Source organism: Brevibacterium spongiae, from assembly GCF_026168515.1.
GTDB lineage: Bacteria > Actinomycetota > Actinomycetes > Actinomycetales > Brevibacteriaceae > Brevibacterium > Brevibacterium spongiae.
Genome location: NZ_CP093443.1, coordinates 2280689 through 2298598 on the forward strand (window position 1 = coordinate 2280689; position 17910 = coordinate 2298598).

Here is a 17910-nt window from a genome sequence, read left to right on the forward strand (position 1 = left end):
GCCGTCGCCGGCGGCGCCGGAGTGTGCTTCCATCCTAGTCCGATGCCTCACCATCGGCCCAATGAATTCTGGGCCAAGACGAGGCCGGCGGATCCGGCAGACGAGGATCGCAGGATGGTCGGGCCCAGCAGCACAGGTGCGGCGCCATGTTCCTGCAGGGCCGTGAGTTCGCTGTCGCTGATGCCGCCTTCGGGTCCGACGACGAAGACGATGCGGTCGGGCAGTTCGCCTGTCGTGAGGTCTCGCAGGGCAGCAGTCAGCGTGGTCTGCGCGGTCTCATGGAGGACGAAGACCGCATCGGAATCGTCGAGGTGTCGGGCCAGGGAGGCGCCGCGGACGAGTTCGTGCAGCTGCGGGAAGTGGGAGCGCCTGGCCTGCAGGGATGCGGCGTGGAGCAGGTTCTCCCATTTCGCCGCCATCTTCTCCCGCTTCTTCGCCGGCCAGTCGGCGATCGAGCGCTCGGCGGCCCAGGGAATGACGTCGTCGACGCCGATCTCTGTGGCCGTTTCGATGGCCTGCAGGTCGCGGTCTCCCTTGGCCAGTGCTTGGACGAGGACGAGGCGCGGTGCCGGGGCCGGTTCCGTGGTCACAGCGGTGACGTCGATGGAGACTTCCGTCGCCGAGGCGGTCGTGACGGTGCCGCGGGCACGTGTGCCGGCCCCGTCGACGATGTCGATGACCTCGCCGGGCCCGATCCGTCGCACCCGCACCGCATGCCCGGCCACGTCCTCACCGAGGGTGAGGACCTGTCCGGGGACCGCCTCGGCGGCCGCTGCGGAGCGGAAGACGGGAAGGCTCACCGACCGGCGAACCTTTCGCGCATCCGGGAGAACACTCCACGGTTCTCGGTGCTGATCTGCGCGCGCGGGGCTTCTTCTCCGCGCAGCTGTGCGAGCTTCTCGAGCAGCTCGCGCTGTTCGTCATCGAGCTTCTCGGGGGTGAGCACATCGACGGTGATGAGCAGGTCGCCGCGGGTCTCCGAACGCAGGCGGGTCGCTCCGAGTCCGGGAAGTTTGACGACCGTGCCCGACTGGGTGCCGGCGGCGATGTTGAGGTCCTGGGTTCCGTCGAAGGTTTCGAACGGGATCGTCGCACCCAGGGTGGCCGCTGTCATCGGCACGGCCACTGCGGCACGGAGGTTGTCGCCGTCACGGTGGAAGACCTCATGGCGGGTGACCATGACCTCGACGAAGAGGTCGCCGGCGGGTCCGCCGCCGGGGCCGACCTCGCCCTGGCTGGAGAGCTGGATGCGGGTGCCGTCGGAGACTCCGGCGGGAATGCGGATCTTCATCGTCCGCTGCTTGCGCACTCGTCCGTCGCCCTGGCAGTTGAGGCAGGGGTTCGGGATGACTGTGCCGAAGCCGTGGCAGGAGTTGCACGTCTGGTTCGTGACCATCTGGCCCAGCAGGGTCCGGGTCATGCGCTGGACGCTGCCGGCACCATGGCACAGGCTGCATGTCTCGACCGAGGTGCCTTCCTGGGTTCCGGCACCGGAGCACGTGTCGCAGACGACGGCGGTGGTCACATCGAGGTCGACGGTGCCGCCGAAGGCCGCGGTCCTGAGGTCGATGTTGACCCCGACGAGCGCGTCCTTGCCGCGCTGGGTGCGTGGGATCGGGCCTGCCGCCTGTCCGCCTCCGCCGCCGAAGAAGGTTTCGAAGATGTCTCCGAAACCGCCGAAGCCGCCGCCGGCTGGGAAGCCCTGACCGTTCTCGCCGCCGCCCATGTCGTAGTTGCGGCGCTTCTCCGGGTCGGAGAGCACATCGTAGGCCAGTGAGATGGCTTTGAATTCGTCCTCGTGGCCGGGATTGACGTCCGGGTGGTATTTGCGTGCCAGCTTCCTGTACGACGACTTGATCTCAGCCGCAGAAGCATCCTTGGACACTCCGAGTGTTTCATAGTGATCGGCCACAGAAACTTCTCTCTCCCTGACGTAGTGGTGTTCTCTGTTCGTGGTGGTCCCGGCGCGTGTGCGCAGTCCTCACCGATGTGGTTGTGCCCGCTGCCGGGCGCCTCCGGCTCTGCCTGCCCAGGGGCCCTACCCTCGATCGAGAATCGAGGACACGTACTTCGCGACGGCTCGGACAGCCGAGATCGTCGTCGGATAGTCCATTCTGGTAGGACCGAGCACCGCCAGTCTGGCCGAGGAACCCGCGTCATGACCATATTCGGCGGCCACGACGGAAGTCGAACTGAATGATTCGTGAGTATTCTCACGCCCGATGCGCACGCTGATCTCGTCCTGGTCTTCGGCCATCGAGGTCAGCAGCTTGAGCAGCACCACCTGTTCCTCGAAGGCTTCGAGGATGGGGGCCATCTTCTCGCCGAACTCGTGACCCGAGCGGGCGAGGTTGGCGGTGCCGGCCATGATGATGCGCTCTTCGCGTGTGGCGGCGACGAGGTCGATGACGGCGGCACGGATCTGGCGAAGGCCGTTCTCGTCGCGGGCCTCGGACTCACTCGGACCGGGATTGGCACCGGCCGCCTCGGCGAGAGGTGCGGAGCCGAGGACCGCGGAGAGCTTGCGGCCGGCGAATTCGGTGTTGATCTGGTCACGCAGTCCGCGGATCGTGTCGTCGTCGACTGAGGCCGATGTGATGATGATCTTCTGTTCGACCTGTCCGGCGTCGGTGATGAGGACGACGAGGATGCGGCCGGGGCCGAGGCCGACGATCTCGATGTGCTTGATCCGGGCGCGGGAGACAGTCGGATATTGGATGAGTGCGACCTGGTGGGTCAGTCCCGACAGCACGCGCACGGTGCGGTCGAGCATTTCGTCGAGGTCGACGTCACCGTCGATGAGCTGGAAGATCGCCCGCCGTTCGGCGCTGGTCAGCGGTTTGAATTCGTCGATGCGGTCGACGAACATCCGATAGCCGAGGTCGGTGGGGATCCGACCAGCTGAGGTGTGCGGTTGGGCGATATAGCCCTCCTGCTCGAGCTGGGCCATGTCGTTGCGGATCGTCGCCGGAGAGACGCCGAGGGTGTGGCGCTGCACGATCGCCTTCGAGCCGACGGGTTCGTTGGTGGCGACGAAGTCCTCGACGATGGCGCGCAGCACCTGTGCTCGTCTGCTGTCATTCATCACGGACCTCCTCCCCGTCTCTGCTCCGCGCGCCGTGTTCCTGGCACACGATCCGCATGCCGACCTGACCGTGCCCGGTCTGGCACTCATCGCGTCTGAGTGCCAATTCTACGCCTCTCGCCTCTCGATTTCATTTCTGGGGCTGTCTTCCTCATTTCCGGGGCGGCCCGCGGGTCTGCGCGAGGTCCGGAGGCTCCTTGATTAGGGTAGGTGCCCGTGAATGCTTTTGATCGCTATGGACCCGATGTGCTCTCCGGCTCCTCACCGTCGTCTCACCGTCCGAAGAAGTCCCGTCCGGTCGAGCTCGGGCTGGGCATGGTCCTCGAGGATGCGATGAGCGGATACGTCGGCGCGGTCGTGGGTGCGGAGAAGACCACGTCCGGCGTCGTCGTCAAGCTCGAGGACCGCAACGGAAAGGTGCGTGCCTTCCCCTTGGGTCCGGGATTCCTGCTCGAGGGTCAGCCTGTCGATCTGCGGCTGCCGACGAAGAAGCCGGCGCAGACTCCGGGACGCACAGCCTCCGGATCGCGTGCCGTCGCCGGTGCGAAGGCGCGGGTGGCGCGCGGTTCGCGCATCTGGGTCGAGGGCAAACACGATGCCGAACTGGTCGAGAAGATCTGGGGCGACGATCTGCGCATCGAAGGCGTCGTCGTCGAGCCCCTCGGCGGCCTCGATGACGTCGCCGACAAACTCGCAGCCTTCGGCCCGGACCGGGAGCATCGGGTCGGTGTGCTCGCCGACCATCTCGTCGACGGGACGAAGGAATCGAAGATCGCCGAGGCGGTCCGCGCCGACCCGCGCTACCGCGATGTCGTCCACATCATCGGCCATCCGTATGTCGACATCTGGCAGGCCGTGAAGCCGCATGTCGTCGGCATCGGACAATGGCCGGTCGTCCCCCGTGGTGAGGATTGGAAGACGGGCATTCTGCGCCGGATCGGGTGGCCCCACGCCGACCACAGGGACGTCGCCCGCGGGTGGGTCCGCATCCTCGGGAAGGTGAACACGATCGCCGATGTCGAACCGACACTGTCAGGTCGGGTCGAGGAGCTCATCGACTTCGTCACTGTCGGCTGATCCTCAGTTGTTGCGAACCTGGAACAGGATCGGGTCTTTCGGATGCCTCCGGGTGCCGATGGCTGGGATAGTGTGAAACGACAAAGGCAGTGAAAGGACCATCATGTCGTTCAATCCCCAGCAGCCGAACAGCGGCCGCCCCATGCCCCCGCACTACTCGCAGGCCTCGGGGCCGCAGCAGCCCTACTCCCGACAGCCTGGTGCGCAGAGCTACAGTTTCGGTCAGCCCGGCAGCCAGCAGCCGAACTACGGGCAGCCCGGTTATGGTCAGAATGGTCCCGGTTACGGTCAGCCTGGTTCCGGTGGGCAGTACGGTCCCGGTGGGCCACAGCCTTTCGTCGATCCCGCGCTCTTCGACTCCCGCAATCTGCCCGACGCCGCCTACGGCCCCGAATCACCGCCTTTCTGGATGGCCAGCGAGTCGGAGCGGACCACGGCCATGTGGTCGCATCTGGGCAGTCTGCTCTTCGGGTACCTGCCTCTCATCATGTTCCTCGTCAAGAAGGACGAATCGCCGTTCGTGCGCGAACACACCCGTCAGGGACTCAACGCGCTGATCACGAACACGATCGCCACCATTGCAGCATTCTTCGTCTTCGGCATGGTCGGCTTCCTTCTCGCCTTCGTCACCTTCGGGCTGAGCATGTTCCTGATGTATGTCGCATTCATCGTGCCCTGCGTCTACATCGTCCTCTACATCATCGCCGGCATCGCGGCCAACCGCGGCGAGGGCTACAAGATGCCGCTCGTCTTCGATTTCGTCAAGTGATTGATCGTCCTCGGGCGAGTTGAACCGGTCGCTGCGTTCATTCACCCCGTTGTCACTGAACCGCAGGGCTTCTGCGTTACTGTGGTGTGACTGCAACCTCAGAAGGGACTCTCATGTCGGACAACCCCCAGCAGCCGAACAACGACCAGTCGCGGCCGATGCCTCCGAACTACTCTCCGCAGTCCGGCTCCCAGCCGCCCGCGGGTTCACAGCAGCAGTACGGCTCGCAGCAGCAGGGTTCGCAGCCCGGCTACGGTTCCCAGCAGCAGAATCCTCAGTACGGCTCGCAGCAGGCGTATGGTTCGCAGCAGCAATACGGTTCACAGCAGGCTTACGGAGGGCAGCAGGCCCCAGGTTCCGGGCAGCCGTACGGATCCCAGCAATCGTACGGGCAGCCGGGAGGCTACGGCGCAGGTCCCGTCGGAGCCTCCTCAGCCTTCGGTCCGGCCGCCTCGGTGCCGATGGGAGCCGAACTTCCTCCGGCCGCCTACGGCCCCGGCTCGGTCGGCTTCTGGAATGCCGATCAGACCGAACGGACCACCGCGCTGTGGTCACACCTGGCGCACGCCGCTACCTATGTCATCGGCCTCGGCTGGATCGTCACTCTCATCCTCTTCATCATCAACAAAGACAAGTCCCCTTATCTGCGGCATCACGGTGCGCAGTCACTGAACCTGCTCATCGTCGGCGTCATCGCCGCATTCGGCATCGGGCTCATCGGAGGAATCCTCACGATCGTGGGAATCGGATTCCTCATCCTCCTGCTCCTGCCGGTACTCACGATCTACATGATCGTCATCGAAATCATCGCCGGGTTGGCAGCCAACCGCGGTGAGGGATACCGCATCCCGATGACCCCGAACTGGATCAAGTGATCTGACAGTCCCCGAGGGTCTCACCCCAGCAGATTCGCAGAGCAGCTCGCCCCGCCACCCGATCCGGGTGGCGGGGCGAGACTCATTCACACGTATTCGGTGAGGATGCGGACCATATGATCGGCGAGCAGCCGACCCTGCAGGGTCGGCTGGAACCAGCCGTCGTCTGCCGCATCGCCGTCGAGCAGACCCTGCTTGACGAAGGTGCGGATCGCCTGTTCGCTGCCGGCGGCCAGCGAGTCGAGTCGCAGCTCCTTGTCGATGCGAGCCGAGAGCATGATCCTCTCGATCTCCCGAGTGCTGCCGTCGAGGACCTCACGTCCGATCGCCGGGGAATCGCCGGCCAGCAGTCGATCCGACCAGGCCTTCGGATGCTTGGCGTTCCAGAACCGCACTCCCCCGACGTGAGAATGCGCACCTGGACCGAACCCCCACCAATCGGCGTTGCGCCAGTAGGCCATATTGTGCGCACAGCGAGTCTCGGGCCCGGTCGACCAGTTGCTCACCTCGTACCAGTGCAGTCCGGCGGCGGCCATCGCGGCATCGGCGATCTCGTATTTATCGGCCAGATCGTCCTCATCGGGCATCGGCAGCTGCCCACGACGGACCATCGAACCCATCTTCGTTCCGGGTTCGACGATGAGCGAATAGGCCGAAATATGGTCGACCTCGTTCCCCAGAGCGACGTCGAGAGACCTGCGCCAATCGTCGATCGACTCCTCTGGGGTGCCGTAGATGAGGTCGAGGCTGAGTTCGAGGCCTGCCGCCTTGACCCAGCGGGCCACCTCGGGGATCTTCTCAGGGTCATGCGTCCGGTCCAGGGTCTTGAGCACATGCGGCACCGCCGACTGCATGCCCATGGAGATGCGATTGAAACCGGCGCCCGCCAATGTCGCGATATAAGCCGGGTCCAGGGTGTCGGGATTCGCTTCGGTCGTGACTTCGACATCGGCGGCCAGGTCGAACCTGGCGCGGATATCGTCCATCACTCCGGCGAGCACCTGGGCTGCCAGCAGCGTCGGGGTGCCTCCGCCGAAGAAGATCGTCGAGACCTCACGGTTGCCCGCCCCCGCCTCGGCGAGGGTGGACACGGACAGATCGAGCTCACGTGCGAGGTTGGCACGGTAGTCGTCGCGGGACGCCCCCGGGCCGAGATCCTCGGCCGTGTAGGTGTTGAAGTCGCAGTACCCGCAGCGGACGCGGCAGTAGGGCACGTGGACGTAGAGGCTCAGCCCCCGGTCGGCAGCGCCGATGCCCGCCGAGGCGGGAAGGGAGCCGTCGAGCGGAGGAACCTCACCGGTCGGTTGGGCGGGCACTTACTTCTTGCTGTCTTTCGCATCCGGCTCATCCGAGGACAGGGCCGCGATGAACGCATCCTGCGGCACCTCGACGGTGCCGACCATCTTCATCCGCTTCTTGCCTTCCTTCTGCTTCTCGAGCAGTTTGCGCTTACGGCTGATGTCACCGCCGTAGCACTTGGACAGCACGTCCTTGCGGATCGCGCGGATGGTCTCTCGGGCGATGATGCGGGAGCCGATGGCCGCCTGGATGGGCACCTCGAACTGCTGGCGCGGAATGAGCTTGCGCAGCTTCCCGGCCATCGCCACACCGTAGGAGTAGGCCTTGTCGCGGTGGACGATGGCGGAGAACGCATCGACCTGATCGCCGTGCAGCAGGATGTCGACCTTGACCAGATCGGAGGCGTCCTGACCGTCGTCGGAGTAGTCGAGGGAGGCATATCCCTTGGTCCGGGACTTCAGCTGGTCGAAGAAGTCGAAGACGATCTCGGCCAGCGGCAGGCGGTAGCGGATCTCCACCCGGTCCGAGGACAGGTAGTCCATGCCCTGGAGTTTGCCGCGACGGTCCTGGCACAGCTCCATGACCGCGCCGATGTAGTCGCTCGGGGTGAGGATCGTCGCCTGAACCACCGGTTCCCGGACTTCCTTGATCTTGCCCGTCGGGTATTCGCTCGGGTTCGTCACGATCGTCTCGGAGCCGTCTTCCAAGGTCACATCGTAGATGACCGATGGTGCTGTGGAGATGAGATCGAGGTCGAACTCGCGCTCGAGACGGTCGCGCAGCACTTCGAGGTGGAGGAGCCCGAGGAATCCGCAGCGGAAGCCGAAGCCCAACGCTGTCGAGGTCTCGGGTTCGTAGGCCAGGGAGGCGTCGTTGAGTTTGAGTTTGTCGAGTGCGTCGCGCAGCACCGGGTAGTCGGAGCCGTCGATGGGGAACAGACCGGAGAACACCATCGGCTTGGGTTCCCGGTAGCCCTCGAGCGCCTCGTCTGCGGGCTTCGCGGCCGCCGTGACGGTGTCACCGACCTTCGACAGACGCACATCCTTGACACCGGTGATGAGGTAGCCGACCTCGCCGACTCCCAGTCCCTTCGTCGCCTTCGGTTCGGGAGAGGAGACACCGATCTCAAGCAGTTCATGGGTGGTGCGGGTCGACATCATCTCGACCTTCTCACGCGGGGACAGCGAACCGTCGATGACGCGCACATAGGTGACCACGCCGCGATAGGTGTCGTAGACGGAGTCGAAGATCATCGCCCGGGCCGGAGCCTCGGCGTCGCCGACCGGGGCGGGGATGTCGGTGATGATCCGGTCGAGGACCTCCTCGACGCCTTCACCGGTCTTGCCGGACACGAGCAGGCAGTCCTCGGGTTCGCAGCCGATGAGATTCGCCAGCTCCTCGGCGTACTTCTCCGGCTGTGCGGCAGGCAGGTCGATCTTGTTGAGCACGGGGATGATCGTGAGGTCGTTCTCCATGGCCAGGTACAGATTGGCCAGCGTCTGGGCCTCGATGCCCTGGGCGGAGTCGACGAGCAGCAGCGCACCCTCACACGCTGCCAGCGACCGAGAGACCTCGTAGCTGAAGTCCACGTGGCCCGGGGTGTCGATCATGTTCAGCGCATACGGGGTGTCCTCGTGCTCCCAGGGCATGCGCACCGCCTGGGATTTGATGGTGATTCCGCGTTCGCGTTCGATGTCCATGCGGTCGAGATACTGAGCGCGCATATCGCGGTTCTCAACGACACCGGTCATCTGGAGCATGCGGTCGGCCAGCGTCGACTTGCCGTGGTCGATATGAGCGATGATGCAGAAATTGCGAATCAGCTCGGGTGAGGTGGCAGACGGTGAAATCCGCTTCACAGCTTCCTTATTCACCTGAGGTGACATGAACGCCCTTCCTTCGACAGATCAGATCCCCCATTCTTTCATGACTTGCGCGCGGACTCGGAATCCGTGCCGAAGCCGCGATTTCGGACCGCGATCGGCGAAGATGGACGCATGAGCGATTTCACAGTCATGAGCTTCAACCTCCGCTACCCCGCGATGGACGGCCATCCGGTGGCTGAGCGTCTGCCGATCGCCGCGGAGCTCATCGAACGCGCACATCCCCACATCGTCGGCACCCAGGAGGGTGAACTCGATCAGCTCGAGACACTCATCGGCCTGCTGCCCGAGGAATACATCTGGCTCGGCGAAGGGCACTCCGGCGGCAATGCCGGCGAGTTCACCGCCGTGATCGTCGATTCTGCTCGCTTCGACATCGATGCCGTCGACATCTCCTGGCTCTCCGAACAGCCCGAGACGGTCGGTTCCGAATCGTGGGGCGTCTCCCACGCCCGGACGCTGACCACTGTCGACGTCCGTGACCTGGAGACGGGACGCAGCCTGCGCGTGCTCAACACCCACCTCGATCACAAATCCGAACGTGCCCGGCTCGAATCGGGTCGGATCATGGCCGAGTCCATCGCCGAGGCGGCCCACCCATCCGTGGTCACCGGCGACTTCAACGTCGCCACCGGCTCCCCCGTCTACGACTATTTCTGCACCGAACTCGGTCTCACCGATACGGCCGCCGAGGTGCCCGGTGAGGACATCGGCACCTTCCACCGGTACAAGGGTCCGAAAGCCGGAGACCCCCGCATCGATTGGATACTGACCACGGCTGGGCTGAACACGGTCTCCACGCGCATCGACACCTTCGCCGTCGACGGGAAGTACCCGTCCGATCATTTTCCCGTCGAGGCGGTCCTGCAGTTCTCCTGACAGATCCTCGTGACGCGGCTGGAACAGCTCGGACACGGAGTCCGTTCACGCTGCTCCATTAGGCTGTGGGCATGAACTGGAAAACACTCGTCAACAGGGCCGCTCGGATCGGGGTCCGCGAGGGCCTGCGCTACCTGCGGCAATCGCAGTCGAAGAAGAACTCCGGACCCGAACCCCGGGGCGATCGTCCGGACACCGGTCGACCCGATGCCCGCCGGCCGGATTCCGGATCGCGCGGATCCGACGCGAGGGCCACCTCGGCGAGTCCGTCCCAGCGGCCCGGCGGACGATCGGGCGGTGCTGCCGGTGCGTACCCGGGCGACTACACGGGCCCGCTCACGGTCAGCTACTCCCCCGACCTCGACGGCGACGCCGATCCCGGCGAGGTCGTCTGGGGCTGGGTTCCCTTCGAGGAGGACCATTCCCAGGGCAAGGATCGCCCGTCCCTGGTCGTCGGCCGCGACGGGAGGTGGGTGCTCGCGCTCATGCTCACGAGCAAGGACCACATCCCGGGAGGACTCGGCGAGGTCCGTGAGGATCGGCACGCCCGCTGGATGAATATCGGCTCCGGGGACTGGGATTCGCAGGGCCGCCCGTCGGAGATCCGGCTCGACCGCGTCATCCGACTCGACCCCGATTCTATTCGTCGCGAGGGAGCGATCATGCCCCGCGATGTCTTCGACCGCGTGGCAGACAGCATCGCCGGCTGAACAGTCTCCGGTCGGGCCGCCTCGGGGATTTCGAACCGTGGAGTCCAGGCTGTAGGATTGGTTCCTGTGTCTTCATCATGGCGTGTGTCTCGCCGAGGTCGGGTGAAGATGCCATTCGATTCGATGTCATCGATGTGTTTCCCCGCGGAGATGAGAATGTCGATCGGATGAGCCCTCACGACCATGTATCACTAACACGAAAGAGTGTTGAAATTGGCTAATATCAAGTCACAGATCAAGCGGAACAAGACCAACGAGAAGGCTCGCCTGCGCAACAAGGCAGTCCGGTCCGAGGTTCGGTCCTACGTCCGCGTCGTTCGCGAGAACATTGCTGCCGGCAACAAGGACGAAGCACAGCAGGCTTATGCTGTCGCCGCCCGCAAGCTCGACAAGGCTGTTTCGAAGGGTGTTCTGCACAAGAACAACGCTGCGAACCGCAAGTCGCGCCTGGCCACGCAGATCAACGCTCTCTGAGCCGACGACTGAGGCTACAGCTCCACGGGGCCCGATCCATCACGGATCGGGCCCCGTAACAATTCACCCCTATTGCTACCTGACGGGCCCCCAGCACCCTGGCGCCAGGGTGCTGGGGGCCCGTCAGGTAGTAGTTATCGGACGCGGGCGAGGCGGCTGACTTCGGAGACGAACCATTCGACGGCGTACACCGGGTCGCGGCCTCCGCCCTTGACTGCCTCATCGGCTTCGGCGGCGGCGATGAGTGACTGGCCGAGAGCCACTTCGTTCCAGCGCCGCACTTCGCGTCTGGCCCGATCGACCTGCCACGGTGCCATCTTCAGCTCCGAGGCGAGTTCGCCGCTGGTGCCGGAGAATCCCTGCACTTTCGCCATTCCGCGCAGCTTCATCGCCACCGCGGCCACGAGCGGAACCGGATCGGATCCTGTCGACAGGGCATGACGGAGGAGGCTGAGAGCGTTCTTCGCATCTCCGGACACTGCAGCATCGGCGACTTTGAACCCGGTCGCTTCGACGCGTCCGCCGTAGTACTGGTCGACGATCTCGGCGGTGATGGTGCCTTCGGTGTCTTCGATGAGCTGGTCGACTCCGGCGTTGAGTTCGGCCAGATCCGAGCCCAGCGCCGACATGAGTGCGGCCATTCCTGCCTCGTCGATCCGACGCTTCGCGGCCTTGAATCGGCTTTGGGCGAACTTCGCCCGGTCGCTCTCATTCTTCAGCACCGCCGCGTCGACGCGGGGGAATCCGGCGGCGTCGAGCTTCTTCACGAGTTTCGCACCCCGATTGCCGCCACCGTGCAGAAGCAGCACGACGGCATCGTCATTGGGTTCGTCGAGGTAGGCCAGAGCGTCGTTGAGGAAATCCTCCGAGCACTTCTCGACGGCGTCGACGATGATGAGCTTCGCGGAGGAGAACAGGGACGGTGAAGCCGCCATGGCCAGCTCACCTGCCTGGTAACCGGCGGCGTCGAATTCGATCTCCTCGGGATCCTTCTTCCGGGTTGCCGAGACGATGCGGTCCTTGGCCATGCGCACGAGCACCGACTCGCTGCCGGAGATCATGACGACGGGTGCCGGTTTCGCCGAACTCCACGGGACCAGGGTCTTCTTCACTGCCATGGCACCCAGCCTATCGCGGCGAACGGACGCGAAGAGCACGACGGGAACGCAGCGGGACCGGACGGCACGGAGAGTGCGCACCGCACGCGGCCAACGGACGCGAACCGCACGCTGCGAACCAGCTCATCCGCTGCTTCCCGGACAGTCACGGCCCGTGCTGAAGTGTCCCTCGGCGTAGAGGGCGACCGAACCGCAGCGGTCGGTGCGCAGCACCGGCACGGGACCGAAGGCGCGCACCGACTTCCGGGTGGGGTGCCCGTAGCTGTTCTCCCCCACCGACAGCACGCCCAGCTGGGGGTCGGCCGCGGCGAAGAACTCGGCTGCGAGATCGGATGACCCGTGATGCGGAGCGATGAGCACGTCGACGGGGCGGATGCTCTGGGCCAGCACATACTGCTCCTCGGCGCCGACGTCTCCCGGCAGCAGGGTGCTCAGTCCCTGCTGATCGATGCGCACGACCAGCGAGTCCTCATTGCGCAGCTCCTCGTCCTCCCCCGCAGGCGTCTCCCGCAGCGGCGGCCACAGCACCTGCACCGCGGCTGAACCGACCCTCAGCGTCTGTCCGCGCTGGGCGGGCACCACCTCGGCGCCGGTCTCGGTGATCACTTGTCTCGCCTCAGCCGAGTCCGCGACATTGCCAGATACGAAGAGCCGGTCGATCTGCCGCCCCCAGGTGGTGCCCGCGAACCCGGCGAAATGGTCGGCGTCGAAGTGGGAGATGAGCAGGTCGAATTCGTCGATCCCGGATTCGTCGAGGCAGGTGTCGATGGGGCCGGGTTCCTTGCCGGTGTCGACGACGAGCCCCCGCCCGTCACCGAGGTTGATGACCGCACCGGAACCCTGCCCGACATCACAGACGAGGACAAGCCAGTCAGCCGCGGGTGGTTTCGTGCGCACGCTGACGATGACTGCGGCGGTGAGGATGACGCACAGGACGAGAACGGGCAGACCCCACAGACGACGCCGGACGAGCAGTCCGACTCCGACCACGGCGATGACGAGCAGGCCCAGTGCCAGCACGGTTCCCCAGGGTGGGACCGGCCAGTCGAGGGCAGCTCCGGGCAGGCTCGCGCAGAACCGGGCGACGTGCACGATCCACCAGGCCGGCAGCGATCCCAGCCACGCGAGAAGGGTTGAGAAGAAGTCCGCGCCGGGCATTCCTGTCGAACCGATTCCCGAGCTCACGAGGCTGAGAAAGCCCGCCACGGTTGCCGGCAGCACGGCAGGCGCGGCCAGGGCATTGGCGGCCACGGACCAGACCCCGATGCGCGGGTCGATGGCCACGAGCACCGGAGTGCAGGCCAGTTGGGCGACGAAAGGGACGACCAGCGCGGTGATGAGCACGCTCGGCAGCAGCGGGAAGTGCACGGAGAGTCGGCGCAGCAGGACCGGGACGACGAACATGATCGCGGCCGTGGACACCACGGACAGGACGAACCCCACCGAGGTGGCCAGGACCGGGACGAAGGCCAGGAGCAGGCTCGCCGTCGAACACATCACCGCCACCGGTGAGATGCCGCCGCCGCGCAGGAACACGAGTGCGGCGGCGATCGCCATGCCGGCGGCGCGGATCGCGCTGGGCTCGAAGCCGACGATGAAGACGTACCCGAGGCAGGTGGCCACCCCGATGCTCACCCGCAGCCTGGGCCCTGCCCGGCAGGCTCCCGCGAGGAGGCCCGCCCCGAGGCTGACGATCGTGACGTTGCTGCCTGAGACGGCTGAGATGTGGGTGAGTGAGACGACGCGCATGTCGGCGAGCATGCGGTCATCCTGCGGGTCGGTGTCACCGACGACGAGTCCCGGCAGCAGGCGTCCGCCCTCGTTGCCGGCGGCCAGGGAGTGTGCGCGCAGCTCGGTGCGCAGGTGCTCACGCCACCGCCACGCCCCATTCGGTTCGGCGATCATCTCAGGCGCGGTGTCGGTCGATCGGATGTCGTCGAGGGGGTGTGTGCGCATCCGCACCGTGGCCCCGTCGGAGGCGACTTCGGGACTGAGCACCGAAGAGAATCCGGTGGCACCGAGCAGGGTCAGCCGTGTCCACCCGGTGCTGCCGGGGTCGCTGTGCCCGACGACGATCCCAGTCGTCTCCGTGTCCTCGTCCGGTCCGCGTGAGCCGGCGAGGGCAGTGACCTGGATGGTCAACAGGCAGGCGAAGACGATGAGACCCACACCGAGGTGGTGGTGCCGGCGCAGGAGCACGAATCCGAGGAGACCGGCCAGCGGCGTGAGGATCAGTGCCCACGGTCCAGGGGCGAGCAGCGCGGTTGACCACAGTCCGGCTGCGCAGCACAGGAGTCGGACCGATCCCGGCCACAGCGAAGCTGCGGTTCGTGCCCGGTCCAGCAGTTCCGACGCCATCGACCGCGCAGACCGAACCGCCCGGCCCGCCGCCTCCGGCACGCGGGGTCGGCGGGCGGCGTGTTCAGCCGACGGTGACAAGGTCTTTGAGGCTTTCGAAGGTCTTCGGTCCGATGCCTTTGACGAGCAGCAGATCCTCTACGCTGCCGAACGGTTGGGCCTGCCGGTGGCTGACGATGGCCTCGGCAGTGACCGGACCGACCCCGGGCAGGGTCTGCAGAGCGGTGAGATCGGCGGAGTTGAGGTCGACCTTCCCGCCGGCGCCCGGAGCGTCGCCGGCTCCCTCCGGCCCTGCACCGCCGGCTCCGTTCGCCGCGACTCCCGGATCGGAGCTCGCTGCCGGATCGGGACCCGCTGCGCCGCCTGTGTCGGAGCCCGGCCCACCACCTGCACCGCCCTCGTCTGCCGCGGCTGCGGCAGGTGCTTCACCGACAGTGGGAATGTGGATCTGCTCGCCGTCGCCGAGCACCCGTGCGAGGTTCACCGATTCGGCGTCGGCCCCGGCGTCCAGTCCTCCGGCGGCCTCGACGGCGTCCTGCACCCTGGCTCCGGCCTTGAGCGTGACCACCGATGGTGTCTTCACCGCTCCCGTGACATGGACGATGACCTTTCCGTCAGCCTTCGCCGAGGCGGCTCCCTCCTGTGCGTCGTTCGTCCCCTCCTTCTCCGGCTGACCGTCGTCAGGCGCGGACGAGGACCCGGCCGACTCATCTGCGGCCCGGCCATCATCCTGCCCGCCGGCATTCCCGCTGGAATTCCCGCCGGTCTCTGTCGCTGCGTGCTGGTCGGCAGGACGGAAGAGGAAGAAGGCGAGGATCAGCACTCCGACCGTGGCGAGGGCGACGGCCACGAGGATCGGCAGTCGCACCCGGCGCGGTGCGACAGGTTCCTCTTCGCCGGCAGTGTCAGCGGTGAAGACGTCGCCGGGCACCCACCCGCCGCGCTCGGCGCTGGCGTTGAGGAGCCCGGCGAAGCGATCATCCGGAGACACAGCCATGGTCCGAGGCTAGGGACGCCTGCCCTCGCGGTGCGAGCTCGGCGAAGGTGCCTGTGGACGGCTTTGCTGGGTCCACAGGCTCCTGGTGTCAGAGTCGCAAACCGATCCCCAGCCGGCGGTGCCGAAGTGGCCGGTGTCGACGTGGCCGGTCTCAGGGTGTCGTCTGGACGCTCACACCGATCGTGCCGGGCCCGACATGTGCGGTGATGATCGTCGACAGGGTTCGGAATCGAGTGTCGACGCCGAGTTCGCTCAGGCGTTCGGTCAGGCTCACGACATCGGCGTCGTCGATCTCGCCTTCGGCCTGTTGAATCTCCACTGCCACCTTCGGCCCGTGCTCGGACAGCTCCTCGGCGGCGGCGGTGCTCAGTGCGACGATCTTGTCGAGCGCCTTCGCTCGGGTGCGCACCCTGGCCAGGGGCACGACGACTCCCGCGTTGAGGCCGAGCACGGGAACGATCTGCAGGGCTCTGCCGAGCAGCGATGCGGCGGCCCCGATGCGACCGCCTCGGCGCAGGTGTTCGAGGCTTCCTGGGACGAATACCGTGCGGGTCTCGCTCGCGCACCAGTCGGCGACGGTGCCGGCGATCGATTCGACGTCGAGTCCCTGCCGGATGCCGGCCACGGCCACCTCCACGGCGCCTGCCTGGCCCGCCGAGGTGGAGCGTGAGTCGACGACGTCGATGAGGATGTCTTCGGATTCGGCAGCATTCACCGCGGAGTCCCGGGTGCCGGAGAGGTCACCGGACATGGTGATGACGATGATGGCTTCGGCTCCTCGGCTGCGCAGGGTGGAGTAGGCCTCGGCGAATTGGGTGGGGGTGGCCATCGAGGTCGAGACGTCGTCACCGGCGGTCATCTTCTCGCACAGCTGGCCGGCAGAGATCTCACCATCGGCGAAGGCGACGCCGCCGACGAGCACTGTCAGCGGGACCGCTGCGAAGAGTCCCCCGGTGAGCTGCTCGAGCCTGTCGACTTCGGCAGACGAGAGCTGCGCTGTGGAGTCGGTGACCAGCCCGATCTTCATGGACGACCCAGGGCGCGGTATGTCCAGCCGGCCTCGCGCCACTGTCCCGGTGTGAGCACGTTGCGGCCGTCGACGAGGACCTGCCCGTTGACCAGCTGCCCGGTGGCGACCGGGTCGAGGTCGCGGTATTCGCGCCATTCGGTCAGGAGCAGCACCGCATCGGCCCCGGTCAGAGCCTCAGTGGTGTCGGTGACGTAGTTGAGTTCGGGGAACGACTTCGCGGCATTGTCGATCGCCTGCGGGTCGGTGACGGTGACGACCCCGCCCTGGGTGGCGATGAGTCTGGCCACGGCAAGTGCCGGCGAGTCGCGGACGTCGTCGCTGTCGGGTTTGAATGCGGCGCCGAGGATCGTGATCTTCTTGCCGATGAAGGATCCGCCGAGGGCGTCGCGGGCGATGTCGACCATCCGCACGCGGCGACGCATGTTGATCGAGTCGATCTCCTTGAGGAACGCCACCGCCTGGTCGGCTCCGAGCTCACCGGCACGGGCCATGAACGCGCGGATGTCCTTCGGCAGGCAGCCGCCGCCGAAGCCGAGGCCGGCGTTGAGGAACTTCCGTCCGATCCGGTCGTCCATGCCGATCGCATCGGCGAGCTGGGTGACGTCGGCGCCGGAGGCCTCGCAGAGTTCGGCCATGGCGTTGATGAATGAGATCTTCGTGGCCAGGAACGAGTTCGCAGCGGTCTTGACGAGTTCGGCGGTCGCGAAGTCGGTGATCATCCGCGGGGTGTCCTCGGCGAGAATCGACGCATACACCTCGTCAAGTGCCGCCGCCGCGTCCTGCCCCTCGGGCCCGGTGGCCACACCGTAGACCAGACGGTTCGGGTGCAGTGTGTCTTCGACGGCGTGGCCTTCGCGGAGGAACTCGGGGTTCCACATCATCGCAGCGCCCGTGTCGGCGATGAGTCCGGCCAACCGCTCGGCTGTGCCGACCGGAACCGTCGACTTGCCCACAACGATCGACGTCGGAGTCAGATGTTCATGCAGGGATTCGACGGCCGCATCGACGTAGGTGACATCGGCTGCGAATTCGCCGGGCTTCTGCGGAGTCCCGACGCACACGAAATGCACGCGCGCATCCGCGGCGCGGGAGATGTCGGTGGTGAATTCGAGCTTGCCCTTCTCCTGTGCCTTCACGAGGAGTTCACTCAGCCCCGGTTCGTAGAAGGGCGGTCGCCCGGCGGTCAGCGCCTCCACCTTGGCTTCGTCGACGTCGACACCGGTGACCTCGTGACCCAATGAGGCCATGGCCGCCGCATGCACCGCGCCGAGATATCCGCAACCGATGACTGAAATCTTCAAACCGAGTTCTCCCTGCGAATAGGCATGCGTTTTCGCACCACACTATATGCCACCC

At 66.0% G+C, this 17910-nt stretch carries 16 protein-coding genes; 6 read left to right on the plus strand and 10 right to left on the minus strand.

Annotation, left to right across the window (positions count from 1 at the left end):
* Nucleotides 1–47: 47 nt before the first annotated feature.
* From L1F31_RS10385 to hrcA, 3 genes are all read right to left on the minus strand, one after another.
* Nucleotides 48–800, minus strand: coding sequence for a 16S rRNA (uracil(1498)-N(3))-methyltransferase (locus L1F31_RS10385; RefSeq protein WP_265417222.1), 753 nt, complete (start codon nucleotides 798–800; stop codon nucleotides 48–50).
* Nucleotides 797–1912: a molecular chaperone DnaJ gene (gene dnaJ, locus L1F31_RS10390; protein ID WP_265417223.1), complete on the minus strand. Its 1116-nt coding sequence runs from the start codon at nucleotides 1910–1912 to the stop codon at nucleotides 797–799. Before dnaJ ends, L1F31_RS10385 begins: the two co-directional genes overlap by 4 nt.
* Before the next feature lie 126 nt (nucleotides 1913–2038).
* Nucleotides 2039–3085, minus strand: coding sequence for a heat-inducible transcriptional repressor HrcA (gene hrcA / locus L1F31_RS10395; RefSeq protein WP_265417224.1), 1047 nt, complete (start codon nucleotides 3083–3085; stop codon nucleotides 2039–2041).
* Between the two features lie 210 nt (nucleotides 3086–3295).
* Between hrcA and L1F31_RS10400 the strand changes: the two genes are divergently transcribed.
* The 3 genes from L1F31_RS10400 to L1F31_RS10410 all read left to right on the plus strand — a co-directional run bounded on the left by L1F31_RS10400 (nucleotide 3296) and on the right by L1F31_RS10410 (nucleotide 5806).
* Nucleotides 3296–4162 carry a DUF3097 domain-containing protein gene (locus L1F31_RS10400; protein ID WP_265417225.1) on the plus strand — a complete coding sequence of 289 codons (867 nt, stop codon included), beginning with the start codon at nucleotides 3296–3298 and terminating at the stop codon, nucleotides 4160–4162.
* 103 nt (nucleotides 4163–4265) lie between these two features.
* Nucleotides 4266–4931: a DUF4870 domain-containing protein gene (locus tag L1F31_RS10405; protein WP_265417226.1), complete on the plus strand. Its 666-nt coding sequence runs from the start codon at nucleotides 4266–4268 to the stop codon at nucleotides 4929–4931.
* A gap of 113 nt (nucleotides 4932–5044) precedes the next feature.
* Entirely contained in the window at nucleotides 5045–5806 is a 762-nt protein-coding gene (locus L1F31_RS10410) for a DUF4870 domain-containing protein (protein ID WP_265417227.1), read from the plus strand.
* A gap of 86 nt (nucleotides 5807–5892) precedes the next feature.
* Here L1F31_RS10410 and hemW read toward each other — a convergent pair whose 3' ends face one another.
* Both hemW and lepA read right to left on the minus strand, forming a co-directional pair.
* Nucleotides 5893–7122, minus strand: a complete 1230-nt coding sequence (hemW, locus tag L1F31_RS10415; RefSeq protein WP_265417228.1) for a radical SAM family heme chaperone HemW — start codon at nucleotides 7120–7122, stop codon at nucleotides 5893–5895.
* Nucleotides 7123–8991: a translation elongation factor 4 gene (gene lepA, locus L1F31_RS10420; protein ID WP_265417229.1), complete on the minus strand. Its 1869-nt coding sequence runs from the start codon at nucleotides 8989–8991 to the stop codon at nucleotides 7123–7125.
* Between the two features lie 111 nt (nucleotides 8992–9102).
* Here lepA and L1F31_RS10425 point away from each other — a divergent pair, with 111 nt between their 5' ends.
* The 3 genes from L1F31_RS10425 (at nucleotide 9103) to rpsT (ending at nucleotide 11051) form a co-directional block, all read left to right on the plus strand.
* The gene (locus tag L1F31_RS10425; protein ID WP_265417230.1) at nucleotides 9103–9867 is read left to right on the plus strand and encodes an endonuclease/exonuclease/phosphatase family protein; all 765 of its coding nucleotides are present in this window, start codon (nucleotides 9103–9105) and stop codon (nucleotides 9865–9867) included.
* A gap of 71 nt (nucleotides 9868–9938) precedes the next feature.
* Nucleotides 9939–10577 (plus strand): type II toxin-antitoxin system PemK/MazF family toxin, encoded by a 639-nt coding sequence (locus tag L1F31_RS10430; protein ID WP_265417231.1) that lies wholly within the window; start codon nucleotides 9939–9941, stop codon nucleotides 10575–10577.
* A gap of 213 nt (nucleotides 10578–10790) precedes the next feature.
* Nucleotides 10791–11051 (plus strand): 30S ribosomal protein S20, encoded by a 261-nt coding sequence (gene rpsT / locus L1F31_RS10435; protein WP_265417232.1) that lies wholly within the window; start codon nucleotides 10791–10793, stop codon nucleotides 11049–11051.
* Nucleotides 11052–11185: 134 nt separating this feature from the next.
* Here rpsT and holA read toward each other — a convergent pair whose 3' ends face one another.
* From holA to L1F31_RS10460, 5 genes are all read right to left on the minus strand, one after another.
* Entirely contained in the window at nucleotides 11186–12169 is a 984-nt protein-coding gene (gene holA / locus L1F31_RS10440) for a DNA polymerase III subunit delta (RefSeq protein ID WP_265417233.1), read from the minus strand.
* Between the two features lie 123 nt (nucleotides 12170–12292).
* On the minus strand, nucleotides 12293–14527 hold the full coding sequence (locus L1F31_RS10445; RefSeq protein ID WP_265417234.1) for a ComEC/Rec2 family competence protein: 2235 nt from the start codon (nucleotides 14525–14527) through the stop codon (nucleotides 12293–12295).
* 64 nt (nucleotides 14528–14591) lie between these two features.
* Complete coding sequence (locus tag L1F31_RS10450) at nucleotides 14592–15524, minus strand: ComEA family DNA-binding protein (protein WP_265417235.1); 933 nt, start codon at nucleotides 15522–15524, stop codon at nucleotides 14592–14594.
* Between the two features lie 151 nt (nucleotides 15525–15675).
* The gene (locus L1F31_RS10455; RefSeq protein ID WP_265417236.1) at nucleotides 15676–16551 is read right to left on the minus strand and encodes a DegV family protein; all 876 of its coding nucleotides are present in this window, start codon (nucleotides 16549–16551) and stop codon (nucleotides 15676–15678) included.
* Nucleotides 16548–17855 (minus strand): UDP-glucose dehydrogenase family protein, encoded by a 1308-nt coding sequence (locus L1F31_RS10460; RefSeq protein WP_265417237.1) that lies wholly within the window; start codon nucleotides 17853–17855, stop codon nucleotides 16548–16550. Before L1F31_RS10460 ends, L1F31_RS10455 begins: the two co-directional genes overlap by 4 nt.
* Between the last annotated feature and the right edge of the window lie 55 nt (nucleotides 17856–17910).

Coding starts and splice junctions, on each gene's coding strand:
- hrcA (WP_265417224.1), bottom strand. CDS start 3,085: ATGAATGACAGCAGACGAGCACAGGTGCTGCGCGCCATCGTCGAGGAC.
- L1F31_RS10405 (WP_265417226.1), top strand. CDS start 4,266: ATGTCGTTCAATCCCCAGCAGCCGAACAGCGGCCGCCCCATGCCCCCG.
- L1F31_RS10410 (WP_265417227.1), top strand. CDS start 5,045: ATGTCGGACAACCCCCAGCAGCCGAACAACGACCAGTCGCGGCCGATG.
- lepA (WP_265417229.1), bottom strand. CDS start 8,991: ATGTCACCTCAGGTGAATAAGGAAGCTGTGAAGCGGATTTCACCGTCT.
- L1F31_RS10425 (WP_265417230.1), top strand. CDS start 9,103: ATGAGCGATTTCACAGTCATGAGCTTCAACCTCCGCTACCCCGCGATG.
- L1F31_RS10430 (WP_265417231.1), top strand. CDS start 9,939: ATGAACTGGAAAACACTCGTCAACAGGGCCGCTCGGATCGGGGTCCGC.
- holA (WP_265417233.1), bottom strand. CDS start 12,169: ATGGCAGTGAAGAAGACCCTGGTCCCGTGGAGTTCGGCGAAACCGGCA.
- L1F31_RS10445 (WP_265417234.1), bottom strand. CDS start 14,527: ATGGCGTCGGAACTGCTGGACCGGGCACGAACCGCAGCTTCGCTGTGG.
- L1F31_RS10450 (WP_265417235.1), bottom strand. CDS start 15,524: ATGGCTGTGTCTCCGGATGATCGCTTCGCCGGGCTCCTCAACGCCAGC.
- L1F31_RS10455 (WP_265417236.1), bottom strand. CDS start 16,551: ATGAAGATCGGGCTGGTCACCGACTCCACAGCGCAGCTCTCGTCTGCC.